Source organism: Desulfitobacterium dichloroeliminans LMG P-21439 (assembly GCF_000243135.2).
Classification (GTDB): Bacteria; Bacillota; Desulfitobacteriia; order Desulfitobacteriales; family Desulfitobacteriaceae; genus Desulfitobacterium; species Desulfitobacterium dichloroeliminans.
Map to the genome: position 1 here is coordinate 816723 of NC_019903.1, position 16470 is coordinate 833192.

The following is a 16470-nucleotide window of genomic DNA, read 5'->3' on the forward strand; positions in this document are numbered from 1 at the left end:
ATTGAATCCATTTAATTCAGAGATTTAACATCATAAAACCAAAGGAGTGAAGTAATGCAAGCTAACAACACCTATGAAGTCAATGCCATGAAAAGGTTTATGGAACAGGCCTTTTCGGCTTGCGGAGTACCTGTAGCCGATGGGCAAATTGTAAGTGATAACCTGCTCTACGCGGAGCTACGTGGGATCAAGAGCCATGGTATAAGTCGTTTTCCTATTTATTTACGACGCATCCAAAAGGGGGCGGTGAACCCTCAACCGAAAATAGCTATCGAACAAAGAGCACTCGGAATATTAGGGGTGGACGGGGATAACGGATTAGGTGCTGTGGGAATGGTGCATGCTCTGAACCGAGGGATGGAACAAGCTCGGCAAGTAGGGATTTGTGTTATTGGGATGAAGGGGAGCAACCATTTTGGGGCTTCAGGTTATTATTGTCAACTTGCCGCAGAGCAAGGTTTTGTCTCCATAGTGCTTACGGACGCACCACCGGCGACACCGCCTTGGGGAGGTAAGGAGGCCTATTTTGGCACGAATCCTATTGCCTTTGGCCTACCGCGAGCCGAAAAACCGCATATCATCGTGGATCTGGCTACCTCGCTTGTGGCGCGTGGCAAGATTATTCGAGCGGCTGCTCAAGGGGAAGAAATTCCTAAGGGGTGGGCTCTCGATAAAGAAGGCTTTGCCACAACAGATCCCCAGGCTGCTTTGGCAGGCGTTTTGCTGCCCATGGCCGGAGCGAAGGGGTATGCCTTGAGCTTAGCGGTAGAGCATTTAGCGGGGGTCTTGGTGGGAGCTGGTTTTGGCAAAGAAGTAGCTTGGCAATACGGTGAAGGAAACAAGCCTGCCAATGTCGGTCATTTCGTCATTTTAGTCAAGGCAGATGCATTTCTAACGATGGAAACCTATCATAAGCGCGTGGAACATTTTGTAGAAGAAATTAAACAGATTCCGTTGGCACCGGGGTACCAAGAAATCAAACTGCCTGGGGAACGTGAATGGGAGCAAGAGCAGAGTTCGGTGGTCCAAGGGGTTACCCTGGATGAGGATATGCTCGCTACATTCCAAGCTATTGCTCAAGAGTTAAATATCAAGCTATAGGTCATATTATCTTCTTGCTGTATGGAGGATTACTCATGATCAGAATAGTCTATACCATGACCCTTGGCCATAATCGGGATATTATCAATAAACTGATTTGCTCGAAGGAGTCAAAGGATGTCTCAGTAGAAGTCTTGCAAACGGCCAGCCCTCAAGAGTTGATGGAGTATGACATTGACAATACCATTGTGATTGCTCGTGGAATTTACTTCCTAACCCTCAGTAAGAGATTTAGGCGTGCTCGTGTGATAGAGCTTGCTGTCACGGGGTATGATATTATGCGGGGAATTGTGGAGTGTAAAAATGTATATCAGGCCAAAAAGATTGCCATTATCATCTCGGAAACTATTCAAGTCGAGAAGAGTTTTATCGAAGACACTTTGGATGTTCAGTTAACGGTTTTTCCAGTCAAAGAATATGGTCATGTGGCGAATGTCTTTGACTTCGTTAAGCGTCTGGGCTTTGATGCAATTCTCGGTGGGTTTACAGTTTTTCGTATGGCCAAAAGTGAGGGCGTCAATTCAGTAGCAATAACTATGGGATATGAAGCCAACCACTTAGCCTTCAATGAGGCATTCAACGTAGCAAAAGCCATCATCGAAGAACGCAAGAAAAATGAGCTTTTTAAAATCATTCTGGAAAGCACCGATGAAGCGGTTATCGCCTACGATCATCAGGGGCTGATTATGGCATACAACCAAGCGGTCTATGGCATTTTGGAGCTCCCCGCCCAAACGATTCTCACAGGCAAAGAACTCTCGTCCTTCCTGCCACAATTCAAAGAAGCCCATCTAAGCAAAGAAAGTTATACTACCAATGAAGTCATCACCATTAACAACCGCGTGGTCGTTATCAATAAAAGAAACATTATCATTGAACAGAAAAATCAGGGTGCAGTATTAATACTACAAAATGTCGATACTTTGCAAAAGGCAGAAATTGATGTGCGCCAGAAATTAAACAAGAAAGGCTTAGCAGCTAAGTACAATTTTGACGCAATAATCGGCAGCAGTGAGGTTATTATGAAAACCATCCGGGTTGCCCAAAAATATGCTGTTGCAAACTCAAATGTATTGATTATCGGCGAGACAGGGACAGGGAAAGAGCTCTTTGCTCAGAGTATTCATAACAACAGCATGCGGTGTAACCAGCCTTTTGTTGCCATAAACTGTGCAGCACTTCCTGAACAATTACTGGAAAGTGAACTTTTTGGCTATGTGGGAGGCGCTTTTACAGGAGCCGCTAAAGGTGGGAAAGTAGGGCTTTTTGAGTTAGCCCATAAAGGGACCCTCTTTCTAGACGAAATAGCCGAAATGCCTCTTGGTTTGCAAGCGAAACTCCTGCGGGTATTGCAGGAAAGGGAAATTCGTAAACTAGGTGATGACAAGAACATTCCCATTGATGTACGAATCATATCGGCAACCAATGAAGATTTAAGTTTACTAGTGCAAGAAAGTAAATTTCGCCAGGACCTTCTCTATCGTATCGATGTGTTGAGTTTAATTCTTCCGCCCTTGCGCGAACGCAAGGAAGATATTAAAGATATTGCGAAGACCTTTTTAGCAGATTTTCCTAGAGGTCATAAGCCAATCTCCCTAAGCCTTGAAGGACTCTTAGTACTCATGCAATATGAATGGCCGGGAAATATTCGTGAACTGCGCAATGTCTGTGAACGTTTATCCGTACTCTCTGAGAACAAAATGCTTGGGGCTCAAGAGGTCAAAGAAATCTTGCCTATAAAAGAGGCACCTCTATTAACTCTTGTGACACCGCTTCCGGATATCCGAAATCAGCGACAGCAAGAAAAACAAAGCAAAATGACCCAACAACAGTTGGCAGAGATGCTAGGAATAAGCCGCACCACGTTGTGGCGCCGAAAAAGAGAACAAATTAGACCATACGACCGTTAACAGCGGAAGTATGGTTTTTTTAATGACCTTGCAACGTAAGAAACAAATGAAACAAGAAAAGGTTTCACTGTAACAAAAAGTGTTAAGAAAATTATGGAGAGTGGGTAAAAGTTTATCTTGTAATGGAAGAATATGCCATACAAATTTGAAATAAGATATATCAAAGTCAGATAGCATGGGCAATAGGAAAAGCACGCGGCTTAAGGTAAAGAGTTTTCGGAATATTTAGTGAGTTGGCATAGATTTTGCACTTAAGGAGTGTAGCACTGAGGATAGGGGGGAATCTCGTTTTGATAAACTGTGAAACTAAACCCGTCATCGGCATCACCATGGGCGATCCTGCAGGAGTTGGACCGGAAATCGTGGCTAAGGCTGCTGCCGCAGGAAGCTTAGAAAAGGATGCTCATCCGATTATTGTGGGGGATCAGCGCTTATTCGAGCATGGTATGCAGATTGCGAAGGTCAACGTAGATTTCCAAGTAGCCTATACCTTGGATGAAGCCCTAAGGATGATGGGGATTGTCGTTTTAGATACCAAGAGGTTTAACGCTGCGGATTTAGTTATGGGCGAGTTGAGCGTTGAATGCGGTAAGGATGCAGCGACCAATATTCAGCAATGTGTGGGGTATTGTCAACAAGGGTTGATGGACGGACTCTGTTTTGCTCCCAACAACAAAGCAGCTATGAAAAAAGCAGGCTTTGTCCTGCATGGGGCGATTGATTTGTTGGCAGGGTTTTTTCAGTATGAAGGCAACCGCGGCGAATTGAACGTGCTAAAGGATGCATGGACAGCTCGTGTTACCAGTCACATACCGGTGAAAGATATTAGTGCTCGATTGAGTGTAGAGGGAATCCTTAAGTCCATCCATTTGGTGAATCAGACCCTCAAGCGGGCGGGTATTGCTCACCCCCACATTGCGGTGGCGGCCTTAAATCCCCATGGGGGGGAAGGTGGCACTTGCGGGATGGAGGAGATTGAGATCATTTCTCCTGCTGTAGAAGAGGCCAGAGCTCTAGGGATTATGGCTGAAGGTCCATTTCCTGCCGACACCTTGTTTATTAAGTTATTCAACAAGGAATATCAGGCGGCGGTGACCATGTTCCATGATCAGGGCCAGATTGCCATGAAGCTGAAAGGGTTTGATCAGGGTGTCACCGTAATGGCTGGCTTACCCAGTCCAGTTACCACCTGCTCTCATGGCTCTGCTTTCGATATCGCCGGTCAAGGGATTGCCAACCCTGGGGCATGGGAAAGTGCTTATGAACTTGTGGTTAAGATGGCCAAAGTGGGTCGACGACATAGCTGCTAAGGAGGGCAAATCTGTGAAACTAGGTTTTGTTGGCTTGGGACAAATGGGTAAACCTATGGCCTTAAATTTACTTAAAAGTGGTAAAGAATTAATCGTTTATGATCAGCGGCCGAACAGTTACCTTGAGTTTGAAGAACAGGGGGCGCGGGTGGCAAAGGGTCTACAGGATGTGGCAGAAGCGGATATCATCTTTTGCTCTCTTCCCAACAGTGAAGTCGTTCATCAGGTATTGCTGGGGGAGGAGGGGCTTAAGCAGGCCCTTCGGACAGGGCAGATCATTGTGGATACCAGTACCATTAAATACAACACCACCTTAGATATTGCCAAGGAATTAGCGGCACGGGGAGTCGAGTTTCTCGATGCGCCAGTTTCAGGTATGGAAGCACGGGCTAAGGAAGGAACCCTCACCATGATGTGCGGCGGCAAGCAGGAACTTTTTACAAAGGTGACGCCCTATCTCCAATGGATGGCCAACAAAATTCTCTATATGGGCAACAGCGGGAGTGGCCAACTGACCAAGCTAATCAATCAATTATTATTTGATATCAATGGAGCTGCCTTGGCCGAAATCCTCCCTATGTCCATTAAACTCGGCCTTGATCCGGAAAAAGTAGGGGAGGTCGTCAACAGTGGAACGGGTAGGAGCTATGCCTCAGAGTTTTTCATTCCCAAGATTCTCGAGGGCAATTTTACCGAGGGGTATCCTATGAAACATGCCTATAAGGATTTGGTCAGTGGAGTGGAGATCTCGTCCAGCCTCTGCATCCCCATGCCTGTACTCTGTGCGGCGACGACAACCTATCAAATCGCCCTGCTTAAGGGACTGGGTGATCGAGATAAAGGCGGTATGATTGGGGTGTTTGAGGACTTGCTTCAGGTGCAATACCGTAAATCCACAGGAAAGGGTGGACTAGGATGAAATTAGCCTACACCATAAGCGGTCCTGATACCCAGGCTAAGTATCTAGCCTATAGAGGAGAGCTGGAGGACATGTTAGCCAGCTTGCATGAGATAGGTTACCAGGGAGTAGAGTTATTTGTTCGGGATCCGCGGGAAATTGACCTAAGGAAATTGGGGCAGCTTTTAGAGCTTAATCATCTGGAATTGGCGGCCCTTGGTACAGGTCCTATGGTTTCCGAAGATCAATTACGGTTTACTTCCTTAGATGGGACGATTCGGAATGAGGCGATGACGAGGGCAAAGGCTGCCATTGATTTAGCCGCTCGGTTTGGATCCCAAGTTAATGTGGGTAAATTGCGCGGAGATATTGTTCAGGGAGACGAGGCGCATACAGGACGCCTAAGGGATCGGGCCATTAAAGAACTATGTGACTACGCGGCAACGAAAAATGTGCTGATTACCATAGAGCCCCAATGTCGTTTTGCAATTAACAACCTCAAATCTACCCAGGAAGCCTTGGCTTGGCTCCAAGAGCAGCAATTGCCTAATTTGTACCTTATGCTTGATGTATTTCACATGAATATCGAAGATAAGTCCATTGCGGCCAGCTTGATTGAAGCCAAGAACCAGACAATCCATGTCCATTTGGCAGATAACCATAGGGGTGTTCCGGGAACAGGAGCCCTGAATTTCCCGGAGATTATACGAGTCTTAAAAGCTTTGGGGTATGATCGCTATCTTTCGATGGAAATCGAGCAGACTCCCAGCTGCTATGAAGCAGCCGCCAAAGCGTATACCTATATTCAGAAACTCATCGACGATGATGGAGTGATTATAGAAAAAGTGAAGTGATGTGGCCATGGAAACAGACAATAGAATAATAAATTCTCAAGAGTTGTTTAAGGGAATCAAGGGTGCCTATCCCCGTGCCATGTTTAAATCGGTGGGTTATACCCAGGAAGATTTGAGAAAGCCAATTATTGGAGTAGTCAGCTCTTGGTCAGAGATCCATCCCGGCAGTTACCCCAATAAAGAGCTCGCCCAATTCGTCAAAGCTGGGGTATGGGCTGCCGGTGGAACACCAGTGGAGTTCCATACTATAGCTGTCTGTGATGCCATAGCTCAAGGGGTAGGAATGCACTATTCCCTACCCAGCCGGGAAATTGTCGCCGCGGAGATCGAGCTGATGGTGGGCTCTGGTGGATTTGATGGTTTAGTCTTACTTCCTTCCTGTGATAAATCTCCCGGAGGCATGCTGATGGCTGCTGCCCGCCTTAATCTACCGACAATCTTTCTGCCCCCGGGTCCGATGCTTCCCCACTTTGATGACCAAGGTCAACAATGGGTGATGTCAGATATTAAGGAAGCCATGGGAGCCTTCACGAAGCAACGGATGGATGACAAGCTTTTCGAAGCCATTGAAACGGATACCTGCACCACTGTGGGCGTTTGCGGAATGATGGGAACTGGGAACACCATGGGGTGCTTAATCGAAGCCTTAGGTATGTCCCTGCCCGGCACCTCGACGACCCCTTCGGTCTATGCCAAAAAAAGACACCAAGCCAAAGAAACAGGAAAGCGCATCGTGGAAATGGTCAAGGAGAATTTGCGTTCACATCAGATCCTGAATGAAGGAAGTTTAGCCAACGCTGTGCGCCTTGTCATGGCTATTGGTGGCTCAACCAATGCAGTATTACATTTACCGGCCATTGCGAGGGAGGCAGGAGTAGAGCTAACCCTTGATGATATCGATAGGCTCTCGGAACAAACGCCCTGTGTTGCTAAGTATAAGCCCTCTAGTAAATACACCCTCTGGGATTTTTATCAAGCAGGGGGAGTCGGGGCTATCCTCAAGATTATTTCCCCATTGCTCCATAAAGAGGTGTTGACAGTGACCGGCAAAACTATCGAGGGATATTTTAGCGAGGTTAAGAAGTGGCAAACTGTCCGTCCTCTGAATAATCCGCTGCAACCCAAGGGGGGAATTGTGGCATTAAAAGGTAACCTGGCACCGGATGGCGCTGTGATCAAGGTTAGCGGGGTGAAAGATGCACCCAACTGCCAAGTAGGGATCGCCAAAACCTTTGAATCGGAAGAGGATCTCATGGAACACATCATGACTAAGGAAATCAAACCAGGGGATGTGTTGGTCATTCGCAATGAGGGACCTGTCGGGGGACCGGGGATGCGAGAGATGTCCATTCCCGCCGCCTTACTCACGGGCATGGGTCTGGGTGACAGTGTTGCTATGATCACTGATGGCCGCTTTTCCGGAGCAACCCGCGGCTTTTGCATTGGGCATGTTGCCCCAGAAGCTTACGTCGGAGGACCGATTGCCATAGTCCAAGATGGCGATTCGATAGAGATTGATATTGAACACAAAGCCCTGAACCTGCGGGTGAGTCCGGAAGAGATCAGCAAGCGCTTAGCGAACCTTCCTCCACGGAAAAGGCCAATGGATAAAGGTTTTTTAGGGGTCTATGCGCGCAATGTCAGTCAGGCAGACAAGGGTGCAATTCTTGAGTAACCTAATGAATTGGAGGGAGGTGAGGTGGGTATAAAAAGGTAGGCAACGGTTTACGGGGAGGAAGGGTTAAGGTTCTAATAATAACTAAAAATTAAAAGGGAGCTGGGGATATGAAAAAGCATTTTCGTTCTATAGTGTTTATAACCGCACTTTTGTTTTTGTTAGGCTCGATAGCCGGTTGTGGTAGCAGTAGTAGTAGCAATCAAAAACAAGACTCAAGTTCTGGCACGGAAAAAGCTGCAAGTTTTCCCGAAAAGGATTTTGAATTTTTAGTACCCATGGGAGCGGGCGGCGGTAGTGATGTATTCTGTCGTACTCTAGTGAAAACTGTTGCTGATAATAAACTTAATCCCACTAACATCACCGTAGTCAATAAACCCGGTGGTTCTGGTTCCATAGGTTGGTCCTATGTAGCTAATGATCACAAAGGAAATCCTTATGAGTTAAGCACAGTGAGCTCCAGCTTCTATACGGGTCCGATATCGGGACAGTCCCCTGTATCCTATAAAGATTTCACCCATATCATCGCAGTAGCTGAAGATCCGACTCTGCTCGTCGTCCCGACGGATTCTCCCTATCAAACGATGGAGCAACTGTTAGAAGCGGCTAAAGCTAAACCGGAATCCATTAGTTCCGGTGGTTCCAGTGGTCTCTCCATGGATGCTGTTGTATTCTATGCCCTTAGCGATAGTGCAGGGGTGCAAATGAAGTATGTGCCTTTTGCAGGTGGTGGAGAAGTAATGACTTCGGTTCTTGGCGGCCATGTTACCTTCGGCTTCTTAGGGCCAAGTGAAGCAGCTTCACAGCTGGAAGCGGGTAAAATGAAAGCTTTAGCGGTTACTACCGAAGATCGAGCTGGCGGTATTCTAAAGGATGTCCCCACCTTAAAGGAACTGGGTCATGATGTTGTCTTATCCCAATTGCGAGGGGTTGTAGCTCCTTCCGGTATCTCTCAAGAGAATGTGGATTATCTTCATGATATGTTTAAAAAAGCCACCGAAACTCCAGAGTGGAAAGAATTTGTCAAGAATAATTTCATGGAAGAAAAGATTATGGGACCGGATGAATTCTTGAAAGCTAGCCAAGCACAAAATGATATGTATGCCAAGTACTTAGACAAAATTGAAAAGTAATTATTAAATAGCACTGATGGAGGAGGCTTTTTGAAGCTAATGCCTCCTCCTCGTCCTCCCCTGATCAATAGCGAGAACACCTTGTGAATTATGACACTTGTAATTGAAGGCACCTCAAGGAGGGAAATTGATGCTTATTGATAAAGAGAAGTGCATTGGCTGCGGCATATGTGTACCCTACTGCCCCACGGGAGCCATCAGCATGTCGGATAAAAAAGCCGTAATCGATCAAGCGCTCTGTGTGGAATGTGGCAACTGTATTCGCCATAGAGTGGTAAGATGTTCGCCGAAAGCTATCTATGAACCCTATGAACAAATCAAAGGAACACCTAGAGAAGTGAGGCGTTACTTCAGTGATCCGGCTACGGTTCATGGGGTGACTGGAGTGCCCGGCAGAGGAACTGAGGAAGTCAAGACCAATGATGTCACTGGCCGTGTGTGCCGTGGTGAAGTCGGTATTGCTATCGAAATGGGGCGACCCTGTGTCGGAACCACCTTTGCCGAAGTGGAAAAGCTGACTACGGCCCTAGCCCCATACGGTATTGAATATGAAGAGTGCAATCCCTTGACACATTTATTAGAAGACAGAGCTAAGGGTGTTTTTAAAGATGAATATAAAAAGGAAACTGTTCTTTCTGCCATAGTGGAGTTTACTGTCGAGATCGAACGAATGGCTGAAATTTTTGAAACCATCAAAAAGGTAGCAAAGGAACTGGATACAGTCTTTTCCCTCGATCTCATCGGCTGCTTTGAAGAAGATGGAAGTATACCGGTGTTACCGGAACTAGAGCGCATGGGAATGAAGCCCAGACCCAATGCCAAAGTCAATCTAGGATTGGGAAGACCTTACAAAATTGTCCGCGAGGCACAAGGAGGGATAGATGATGACCCATTCATTACACCGTCGGGGGGTAGAAGCCGACTTGAAAAACGACTATATCCTGCTGGTAACCGCTGCTTCAGGAATTAATCATGTGGGCTCAAAGGATAAATTACGGCAAGTTCTAGAAGAAGTTTGGAAAATAGGCCCCACCAATATTGGGTCAAATGAAACAGGAACCATACTATCCGGGGTGGACATTGATGAGATTAGAGCGAATTTAATGGATGTTCCGCGAGTGCGGTGTAATTTCGCGAGTAAGGAGAAAATACGTCAGGCTATTGAACGCCTGCTGGAATTAGATTTGGAAATGTCGGTTACAGTTTCCGGCCCCACTCTGGATATTCTTGAATTGTGTAAAGAATATGGAATCAAGCCTCATTCCATCAACTTCTCATTAGATATTTGGGGGAAAAAAGAGAAATTACCTCCTGAGGAGGCTTTGGAGCTTCTCACCATGTGCGGACATAGTTTAATCTCTAAGACCTTAGTGGAGGAGACTATCACTAAAGTGCGTCAGGGTAAAATGTCACCTGAGAAAGCGGCCATCAAAATTGGTCATCCCTGCATCTGCGGTATTTATAACCCAGAACGTGCCCAAACCATTTTGGAGAGAATGGCTCCCCACACTGAAGGTCTTGGAGGGGAGGGCTCTTAATATGCGCATGGCCAATCGGATTGCTAGCATTATTATCTTTCTATTTGGACTCCTTGTCTTTATAGGGGCTCAGAAATTAGACTATATTCTTAAAGGCATTCCCGGTCCTGGTTTCCTCCCAAGATGGGTGGCGCTACTTATCATGATCCTTGCCTTGGTGCCTTTTATCAAAAGCTTTACCAAACATGAAGTGGAAGGTGAGCAACCTTTTAAATTTGCCGAATTTAAAAATGCAGGAATTATTATCGGGAGTGCCGTTGCCGTCATGCTTTTAACGAAGTTCATTGGACTTAGTCTGGCCATTGGTTTGATGGCTGGGGTAATTGCTAAGTTCACTGGCCCAACAAGCTGGAAAAAGGTAATTGCTATTACCGTGGTTACCCCCGTTGCTGCCTTCGTCCTTTTCGATATAATTCTCAGCGTGCCACTACCCACCGGTATTTTTGGATTTTAGGGGGTGGAATGAATGGAAACTCTACAAAATCTAGTTATGGGTTTATCTGTAGCAACAGATCCTATGAATTTAGTTTATTGTGTTATCGGGGTTGTGTTCGGAATCATCATCGGTGCCTTACCGGGACTTGGGCCTTCGGCAGGGATTGCAATTCTCCTCCCCCTAACCTTTGGGACAGATCCTGTTGCAGGAATTATTATGCTGGCAGGGATTTATTATGGTGCTATGTATGGCGGTTCTATCACCTCCATCTTGATCAATGTACCTGGGGATGCTTCGGCAGTGATGACCACTTTGGATGGTCATCCGCTAGCTAAGCAAGGAAGGGCTGGTCAGGCCTTAGGTATGGCTGCTTTTGCATCGATTATTGGAGGAACTGCTTGTGTCGTGATGTTTATGTTTTTGGCTCCGGCTCTAGCTGAGTTTGCCATCACTTTTGGACCTCCAGAATACTTTGCTCTGATGGTCCTGGGGTTAACCACTATTGGGGGTATGACTGGGAAATTTCCGGCGAAGGGTTATATGTCTGCCTTAATTGGTCTCTTTATAGCTACCATCGGCTTAGATTTGGTTCAAGGGATTCCTCGTTTTACCTTCGGAACCTATGAACTCTATGAGGGCATAGATTTTATCCCGGTGGCCATGGGCTTGTTTGGAATTGCTGAACTGCTCGTGATCAGTGAAGAAGGGGAAAAAGTTAAGATTAATAAAAAAGATCTGGGCTGGCGCAAACAGATGCCTACGAAAGAAGATTGGAGATACTCTGCACCTCATATTGCCCGAGGTACCGGAATTGGCTTCTTAATCGGCATGCTCCCTGGGGCGGGTGCGACTATCGCTTCCTTTATCTCCTATGGGATAGGTAAGAAAGTATCCAAGCGTGGGGATAAATTTGGGACTGGAGTTATTGAGGGGGTTGCCGCACCAGAGTCAGCTAATAACGCTGCTTCCATCGGTGCTCTGGTTCCGCTTCTTACCTTAGGCATTCCTGGATCAGGGAGCACGGCAGTGATGTTGGGAGCACTGATGATGTTTGGCTTAAGCCCAGGGCCGCTGCTCTTTGCGAACAATCCGGAATTTGTCTGGGGTCTGATTGGCAGTATGTATATTGGTAACTTCATACTTTTGATTCTCGCCTTGCTCGCCGTACCTTTATTTGTCAAGGTCTTGGATGTTTCTTCAAATGTTCTTAATGCTGTCGTGATGGGGTTCATTCTCATCGGTGCCTACAGCCTGAATAACAGCATGTTCGATGTGGGTTTAACCATTCTGTTCGGGGTATTAGGCTTCCTCATGAAGAAATTAGAATTCCCCGCAACTCCCATGGTGTTAGCTTTGGTATTAGGAGCCTTGCTAGAAACTTCGTTAAGACAATCCCTGATTATTTCCAATGGCAATCCGGCAATCTTCTTCACCCGACCTATCTCAGGGACAATTTTGGTCGTAGTAATCCTCGCTGTGGCTTGGCCGTTGCTTAAAAAGATCATCGCTCGGGTGAGGAAAAGCGGTAAACCTGCTACTGGGGAGGGACTAAAATGAAGATTGATGATGAATTATGTATAAGCTGTGGTGAATGTATTCCTTATTGCCCTTTGGGGGCTATAGAAATGGGAGATACAGCTCAGATAAATCAGGATGAATGTGTAGAATGCGGTATCTGTATTCGCCAAATTGAATGTCCGGTTGATGCATTTTATGAACCGCCGGAAACAATGAAGTGGCCGCGTTCCGTGCGCAAAGTATTTAGCGACCCCACAGCCAAGCATGAAAATACAGGAGTGCGCGGGCGAGGTACGGAAGAGGTCAAAACCAATGATGTCACCGCTCGTTTTAAGCGGGGATACTTGGGCATGGCCTTGGAATTCGGTAGACCAGGGGTAGGTACTCGCCTAGGTGATGTTGAGATAATAACCACTACCTTAGCTCAAGCAGGAATCGAATTCGAACCCAATAATCCTTTGACCCATCTCATGGAGGATGTCCATGCAGGTAGTATCAAAGAAGATGTGCGCAACGAAAAGGTCTCATCAGCAATCGTGGAGTTCGTTATCCCTGAAGGTCAATTAGAAGATTGCGTCGATAAAATCACGGAAGCTGCCAGTCGGGCCCAATGCATATTTTCTTGGGGAATCGTGGCTCGCTTTGAGCCGGACGGGAGTCTGCCCGTAGTGGAGAGGCTAGCTAAATTAGGAATCAATGTACCCAAGAATATGAAAGTCAATGTCGGACTTGGACGGCCGAGGGGGGAGGATAAAACATGACTCACTCGCTGCATCGGGTAGGGCCGGAAGAGAGCTTTACTGAGGATTTTGTGTTCATCTCCAGACCGGCTATGGGCATTAACCATGTTGGCTGTACTCCTAAGGTGCAACGCACATTAGAGCTTATCTTTGAGGAAGGTCCAACAAATCTTGGTTCTTTAACTACACAGGAAAACCTTACCTTAGGCCTTGACCCCCAAGCCTTGATAGCCAAGACCGAAGATAACTCCCCAGTTATGTGCGTTTTTCACGAACGTGAAAAAATCGTCCATGTCCTTAAACGGCTAAAGGAAGAAGAGATTGGCTTGTCTGTGGTGGTCACAGGGCTTGTTGATCAAGTACAGGCGATTTGTGAAGAAGTAGGTTTGAAGCCTCACTCAGCGGGTATTTCCTTAGGCGTTCATGGTGCTACGGATTTGCTTCCGGAAGAAGATGTGATGTGCTTTACCACCATGTGCGGTCATGGCATGATTGCAGCCGGTCTTGTCAGACAGGTGAAAAAGGCGGTGGCTGATGGACAAATGACGCCAAGGGGGGCATCCGAAATTCTCGCCAAGCCCTGTTACTGTGGAATTTTCAACCAAAAACGTGCGGAGAAGTTACTTGCTCAAGAGTAACCACGGATAATCGTCATAGATAGGAGGAAAAAGGTATGTTCAAACTACGTGGTATTTATGTCCCGATTCCTACTCCATTTAAAGATGGCCAAATTGCTTTTGATAAGCTGGAAAGTAATTTGGAGTTTTGGTTGGCTTCAAAACTCGAGGGCATTGTGGTTATGGGTTCCAACGGTGAATTCATCATGCTGAGCCCTGAGGAAAAGCAACAGCTTATTCACGCGGTCTGTGCTCAGGCTAAAGGTAAGAAGCCGGTTATTGTAGGGACAGGTACCGAGTCAACTCAAGAGACGATCAAGCTCAATAAGCTTGCCACTGAAGCTGGTGCTGCCGCAGCCTTGGTATTAAGCCCTAATTACTTCAAAAAGGCTATGAATGATCGTGTACTGAAGGAGTTCTACTTGGAAGTGGCTGAAGCTAGCCCCATTCCTATCATTCTCTATAATATGCCCGGTAACTCCGGCATTAATCTATCCGCCAAGCTGGTGGCCGAGCTGGCTACCCACCCCAATATTATCGGCATCAAAGATTCCGGCGGCAATATTGTTCAGATCGCGGAGATTATTCACACAACACCGGGTGATTTTTCAGTATTTGCAGGGTCAGCGAGTTTTTTGTTTGCTAGCTTAGCTTTGGGGGCTATTGGAGGAACTCTAGCCTTAGCTAATGTTTTCCCCAACGAATGTGCACAGGTTCAAGAGCTTGTGGAGGATGGTCAATTTGCAAAAGCCAAAGCCCTACAACTGAATTTAATCGAGGCCAATAATGCTGTAACCGCTCGCTGGGGTGTAAGTGGCTTAAAAGCTGCCCTAGAGCTTATTGGTTTGTATGGTGGTGAACCCCGGAAGCCATTGTTGCCCTTAGGGGCCGAAGACAGAGAGCTGCTTAGGACTATTATTAGACAAACTCAGGAAAGTATCGCCTAGCCAATCGGTGAGAAGGAGGAGTGGAAATGGTTATTAAAAACATTTATTGCGTCGGCCGCAATTATATGCAGCATGCCAAGGAACTCAACAATGCAGTTCCAACTTCCCCGTTTCTTTTTGCAAAGCCCACTCATGCTCTTGTTGAAGGTCAGGGGCAGACGATTTCTATGCCACAGGATCAAGGTGATGTGCATTACGAAGTAGAATTCGTTGTCCATATTAGTGAAAAATTTGAACCCGATATGAAGGCCGAGGAGCTTATTGATAAAATCGCTATAGGAATTGATTTTACCCTAAGAGAAGTGCAAGATGAGTTGAAGGAAAAAGGACTGCCTTGGTTACTGGCCAAAGGGTTCCCGAATTCTGCAGTTTTGTCGCAATGGCTTCCTTTTGAAGGCCTTGGGGCTTCGGCCAACTTTGACTTTACTCTGGAGAAGAATGGTATCGAAGTGCAAAGAGGAAATATCAAGGAGATGATCTTTGATATTCCTACAATCATAGAATTTTCGGCGAAACACTTCGGGCTGGATGAAGGTGACATCATTTATACGGGTACACCATCCGGAGTGGGAAAAGCAGGCAAAGGGGACCGTTTTGTATTGAAATGGAAGGAAGAAAAAGTAGGAGAGCTGTTAATTGGTGACTAAGTTAGGGGTTTGGAAGGTTGTGTGCTAATGTCTGAAGTTTTTATCGCTCGAAAGGTTCCCCAGGAAGTTGAAGACTTTATCGGCAAGCACTGTAGATATACGAAGTGGGAGGGTGCCGGGGAAATATCCCGGAGTGAACTTCTCAAGCGGCTATGGGATGTGAAGGGACTCTTAATCAATCAAGAGAAAATCGATCGAGAACTTCTTGCTGCTGCACCGAAGCTGAAAATAGTCTCCAATATTTCTGTAGGGTATAATAATTTCGTTCTTGAGGATATGAAGGCTAGGAAAGTCCTTGGAACCAATACACCCAATGTATTGAATGATACCGTCGCCGATTTAATTTTTGGACTTATGTTGAGCACTGCCCGACGCTTATGCGAACTGGACCGCTATGTAAAGGATGGCCAATGGAACAAGAAGGTCACTCCAGAGCTTTTCGGTGTCGATGTTCACCACCAGACCCTAGGCATCATCGGGATGGGACGCATCGGCAATGCTCTTGCTCAAAGAGCAAAGTTTGGCTTTAATATGAACATTCTTTATCATAATCGTTCCCGTAATCCTGAAGCAGAGGAGCGATTTGCAGCCCACTATTGCTCCCTTGAAGAACTCCTCCGAAAAGCGGATTTTGTTGTGCTTCTCACCCCCCTGACTCCACAAACGGTGAATTTCATGGGTTCTAAAGAGTTTAGTCTCATGAAGGGATCGGCTGTTTTTATCAGTGCTTCACGAGGTGAGACGGTGGATGAAGTGGCATTAGAAGATGCCCTTCGCGAAGGAAGAATTCGCGGTGCGGGTCTGGATGTATATAAGAAAGAACCGGTCAACCCGGATCATCCCTTGCTCCAATTTAAGAATGTGGTTACTCTGCCTCATCTTGGCTCAGCCACTACAAGTACGCGCTTCGCAATGGCCATGTTGGCGGCAGAAAACCTGGTAAGAGGTATGAAAGGTGAAATACCTCCCCATTTAGTCCCTGAACTACAGCCACTTAAATAAGGTTGGACCTCCTCAGTCCCGTCGAAAAGGATCAAGGCTTTGCCTCGGTCCTTTTTAATATGGAGTGAAGCGCCACATCAAGAATCTCCTAAATTGACAAAATACTACAAAATATCTCTTATCTATTGTTTTTTTGCATAGGGT

Annotated in this window: 16 protein-coding genes; all 16 read left to right on the forward strand. The window is 46.4% G+C overall.

The window, feature by feature from the left end; genetic code table 11:
* Nucleotides 1-54 precede the first annotated feature (54 nt).
* Nucleotides 55-1101: an Ldh family oxidoreductase gene (locus tag DESDI_RS03790; RefSeq protein ID WP_015261314.1), complete on the forward strand. Its 1047-nt coding sequence runs from the start codon at nt 55-57 to the stop codon at nt 1099-1101.
* A 35-nt stretch (nt 1102-1136) separates the two neighbouring features.
* On the forward strand, nt 1137-3011 hold the full coding sequence (locus DESDI_RS03795) for a sigma 54-interacting transcriptional regulator (RefSeq protein ID WP_015261315.1): 1875 nt from the start codon (nt 1137-1139) through the stop codon (nt 3009-3011).
* Between the two features lie 290 nt (nt 3012-3301).
* On the forward strand, nt 3302-4321 hold the full coding sequence (locus tag DESDI_RS03800) for a 4-hydroxythreonine-4-phosphate dehydrogenase PdxA (protein ID WP_015261316.1): 1020 nt from the start codon (nt 3302-3304) through the stop codon (nt 4319-4321).
* A gap of 13 nt (nt 4322-4334) precedes the next feature.
* Nucleotides 4335-5240 carry an NAD(P)-dependent oxidoreductase gene (locus tag DESDI_RS03805; protein ID WP_015261317.1) on the forward strand — a complete coding sequence of 302 codons (906 nt, stop codon included), beginning with the start codon at nt 4335-4337 and terminating at the stop codon, nt 5238-5240.
* Nucleotides 5237-6073 (forward strand): sugar phosphate isomerase/epimerase family protein, encoded by an 837-nt coding sequence (locus DESDI_RS03810; protein ID WP_015261318.1) that lies wholly within the window; start codon nt 5237-5239, stop codon nt 6071-6073. The genes DESDI_RS03805 and DESDI_RS03810 overlap by 4 nt, the downstream gene beginning before the upstream one ends.
* A gap of 7 nt (nt 6074-6080) precedes the next feature.
* A complete protein-coding gene (gene ilvD / locus DESDI_RS03815) occupies nt 6081-7748 on the forward strand; it encodes a dihydroxy-acid dehydratase (protein WP_015261319.1) in 1668 nt (555 codons plus the stop codon).
* 110 nt (nt 7749-7858) lie between these two features.
* Nucleotides 7859-8881: a tripartite tricarboxylate transporter substrate binding protein gene (locus DESDI_RS03820; protein ID WP_015261320.1), complete on the forward strand. Its 1023-nt coding sequence runs from the start codon at nt 7859-7861 to the stop codon at nt 8879-8881.
* Nucleotides 8882-9011: 130 nt separating this feature from the next.
* Nucleotides 9012-9851 carry a DUF362 domain-containing protein gene (locus tag DESDI_RS03825; protein WP_015261321.1) on the forward strand — a complete coding sequence of 280 codons (840 nt, stop codon included), beginning with the start codon at nt 9012-9014 and terminating at the stop codon, nt 9849-9851.
* The gene (locus tag DESDI_RS03830) at nt 9805-10419 is read left to right on the forward strand and encodes a hypothetical protein (protein WP_242825437.1); all 615 of its coding nucleotides are present in this window, start codon (nt 9805-9807) and stop codon (nt 10417-10419) included. Before DESDI_RS03825 ends, DESDI_RS03830 begins: the two co-directional genes overlap by 47 nt.
* A gap of 1 nt (nt 10420) precedes the next feature.
* A complete protein-coding gene (locus DESDI_RS03835) occupies nt 10421-10873 on the forward strand; it encodes a tripartite tricarboxylate transporter TctB family protein (protein WP_015261323.1) in 453 nt (150 codons plus the stop codon).
* Between the two features lie 12 nt (nt 10874-10885).
* Nucleotides 10886-12412 carry a tripartite tricarboxylate transporter permease gene (locus tag DESDI_RS03840; RefSeq protein WP_015261324.1) on the forward strand — a complete coding sequence of 509 codons (1527 nt, stop codon included), beginning with the start codon at nt 10886-10888 and terminating at the stop codon, nt 12410-12412.
* Nucleotides 12409-13134 carry a DUF362 domain-containing protein gene (locus DESDI_RS03845; protein ID WP_015261325.1) on the forward strand — a complete coding sequence of 242 codons (726 nt, stop codon included), beginning with the start codon at nt 12409-12411 and terminating at the stop codon, nt 13132-13134. The genes DESDI_RS03840 and DESDI_RS03845 overlap by 4 nt, the downstream gene beginning before the upstream one ends.
* Nucleotides 13131-13751, forward strand: a complete 621-nt coding sequence (locus tag DESDI_RS03850) for a hypothetical protein (RefSeq protein WP_015261326.1) — start codon at nt 13131-13133, stop codon at nt 13749-13751. Before DESDI_RS03845 ends, DESDI_RS03850 begins: the two co-directional genes overlap by 4 nt.
* Before the next feature lie 35 nt (nt 13752-13786).
* A complete protein-coding gene (locus tag DESDI_RS03855; protein ID WP_015261327.1) occupies nt 13787-14677 on the forward strand; it encodes a dihydrodipicolinate synthase family protein in 891 nt (296 codons plus the stop codon).
* 26 nt (nt 14678-14703) lie between these two features.
* Complete coding sequence (locus DESDI_RS03860; protein ID WP_015261328.1) at nt 14704-15324, forward strand: fumarylacetoacetate hydrolase family protein; 621 nt, start codon at nt 14704-14706, stop codon at nt 15322-15324.
* A 27-nt stretch (nt 15325-15351) separates the two neighbouring features.
* Nucleotides 15352-16326 (forward strand): 2-hydroxyacid dehydrogenase, encoded by a 975-nt coding sequence (locus tag DESDI_RS03865; RefSeq protein WP_015261329.1) that lies wholly within the window; start codon nt 15352-15354, stop codon nt 16324-16326.
* Nucleotides 16327-16470: the final 144 nt, after the last annotated feature.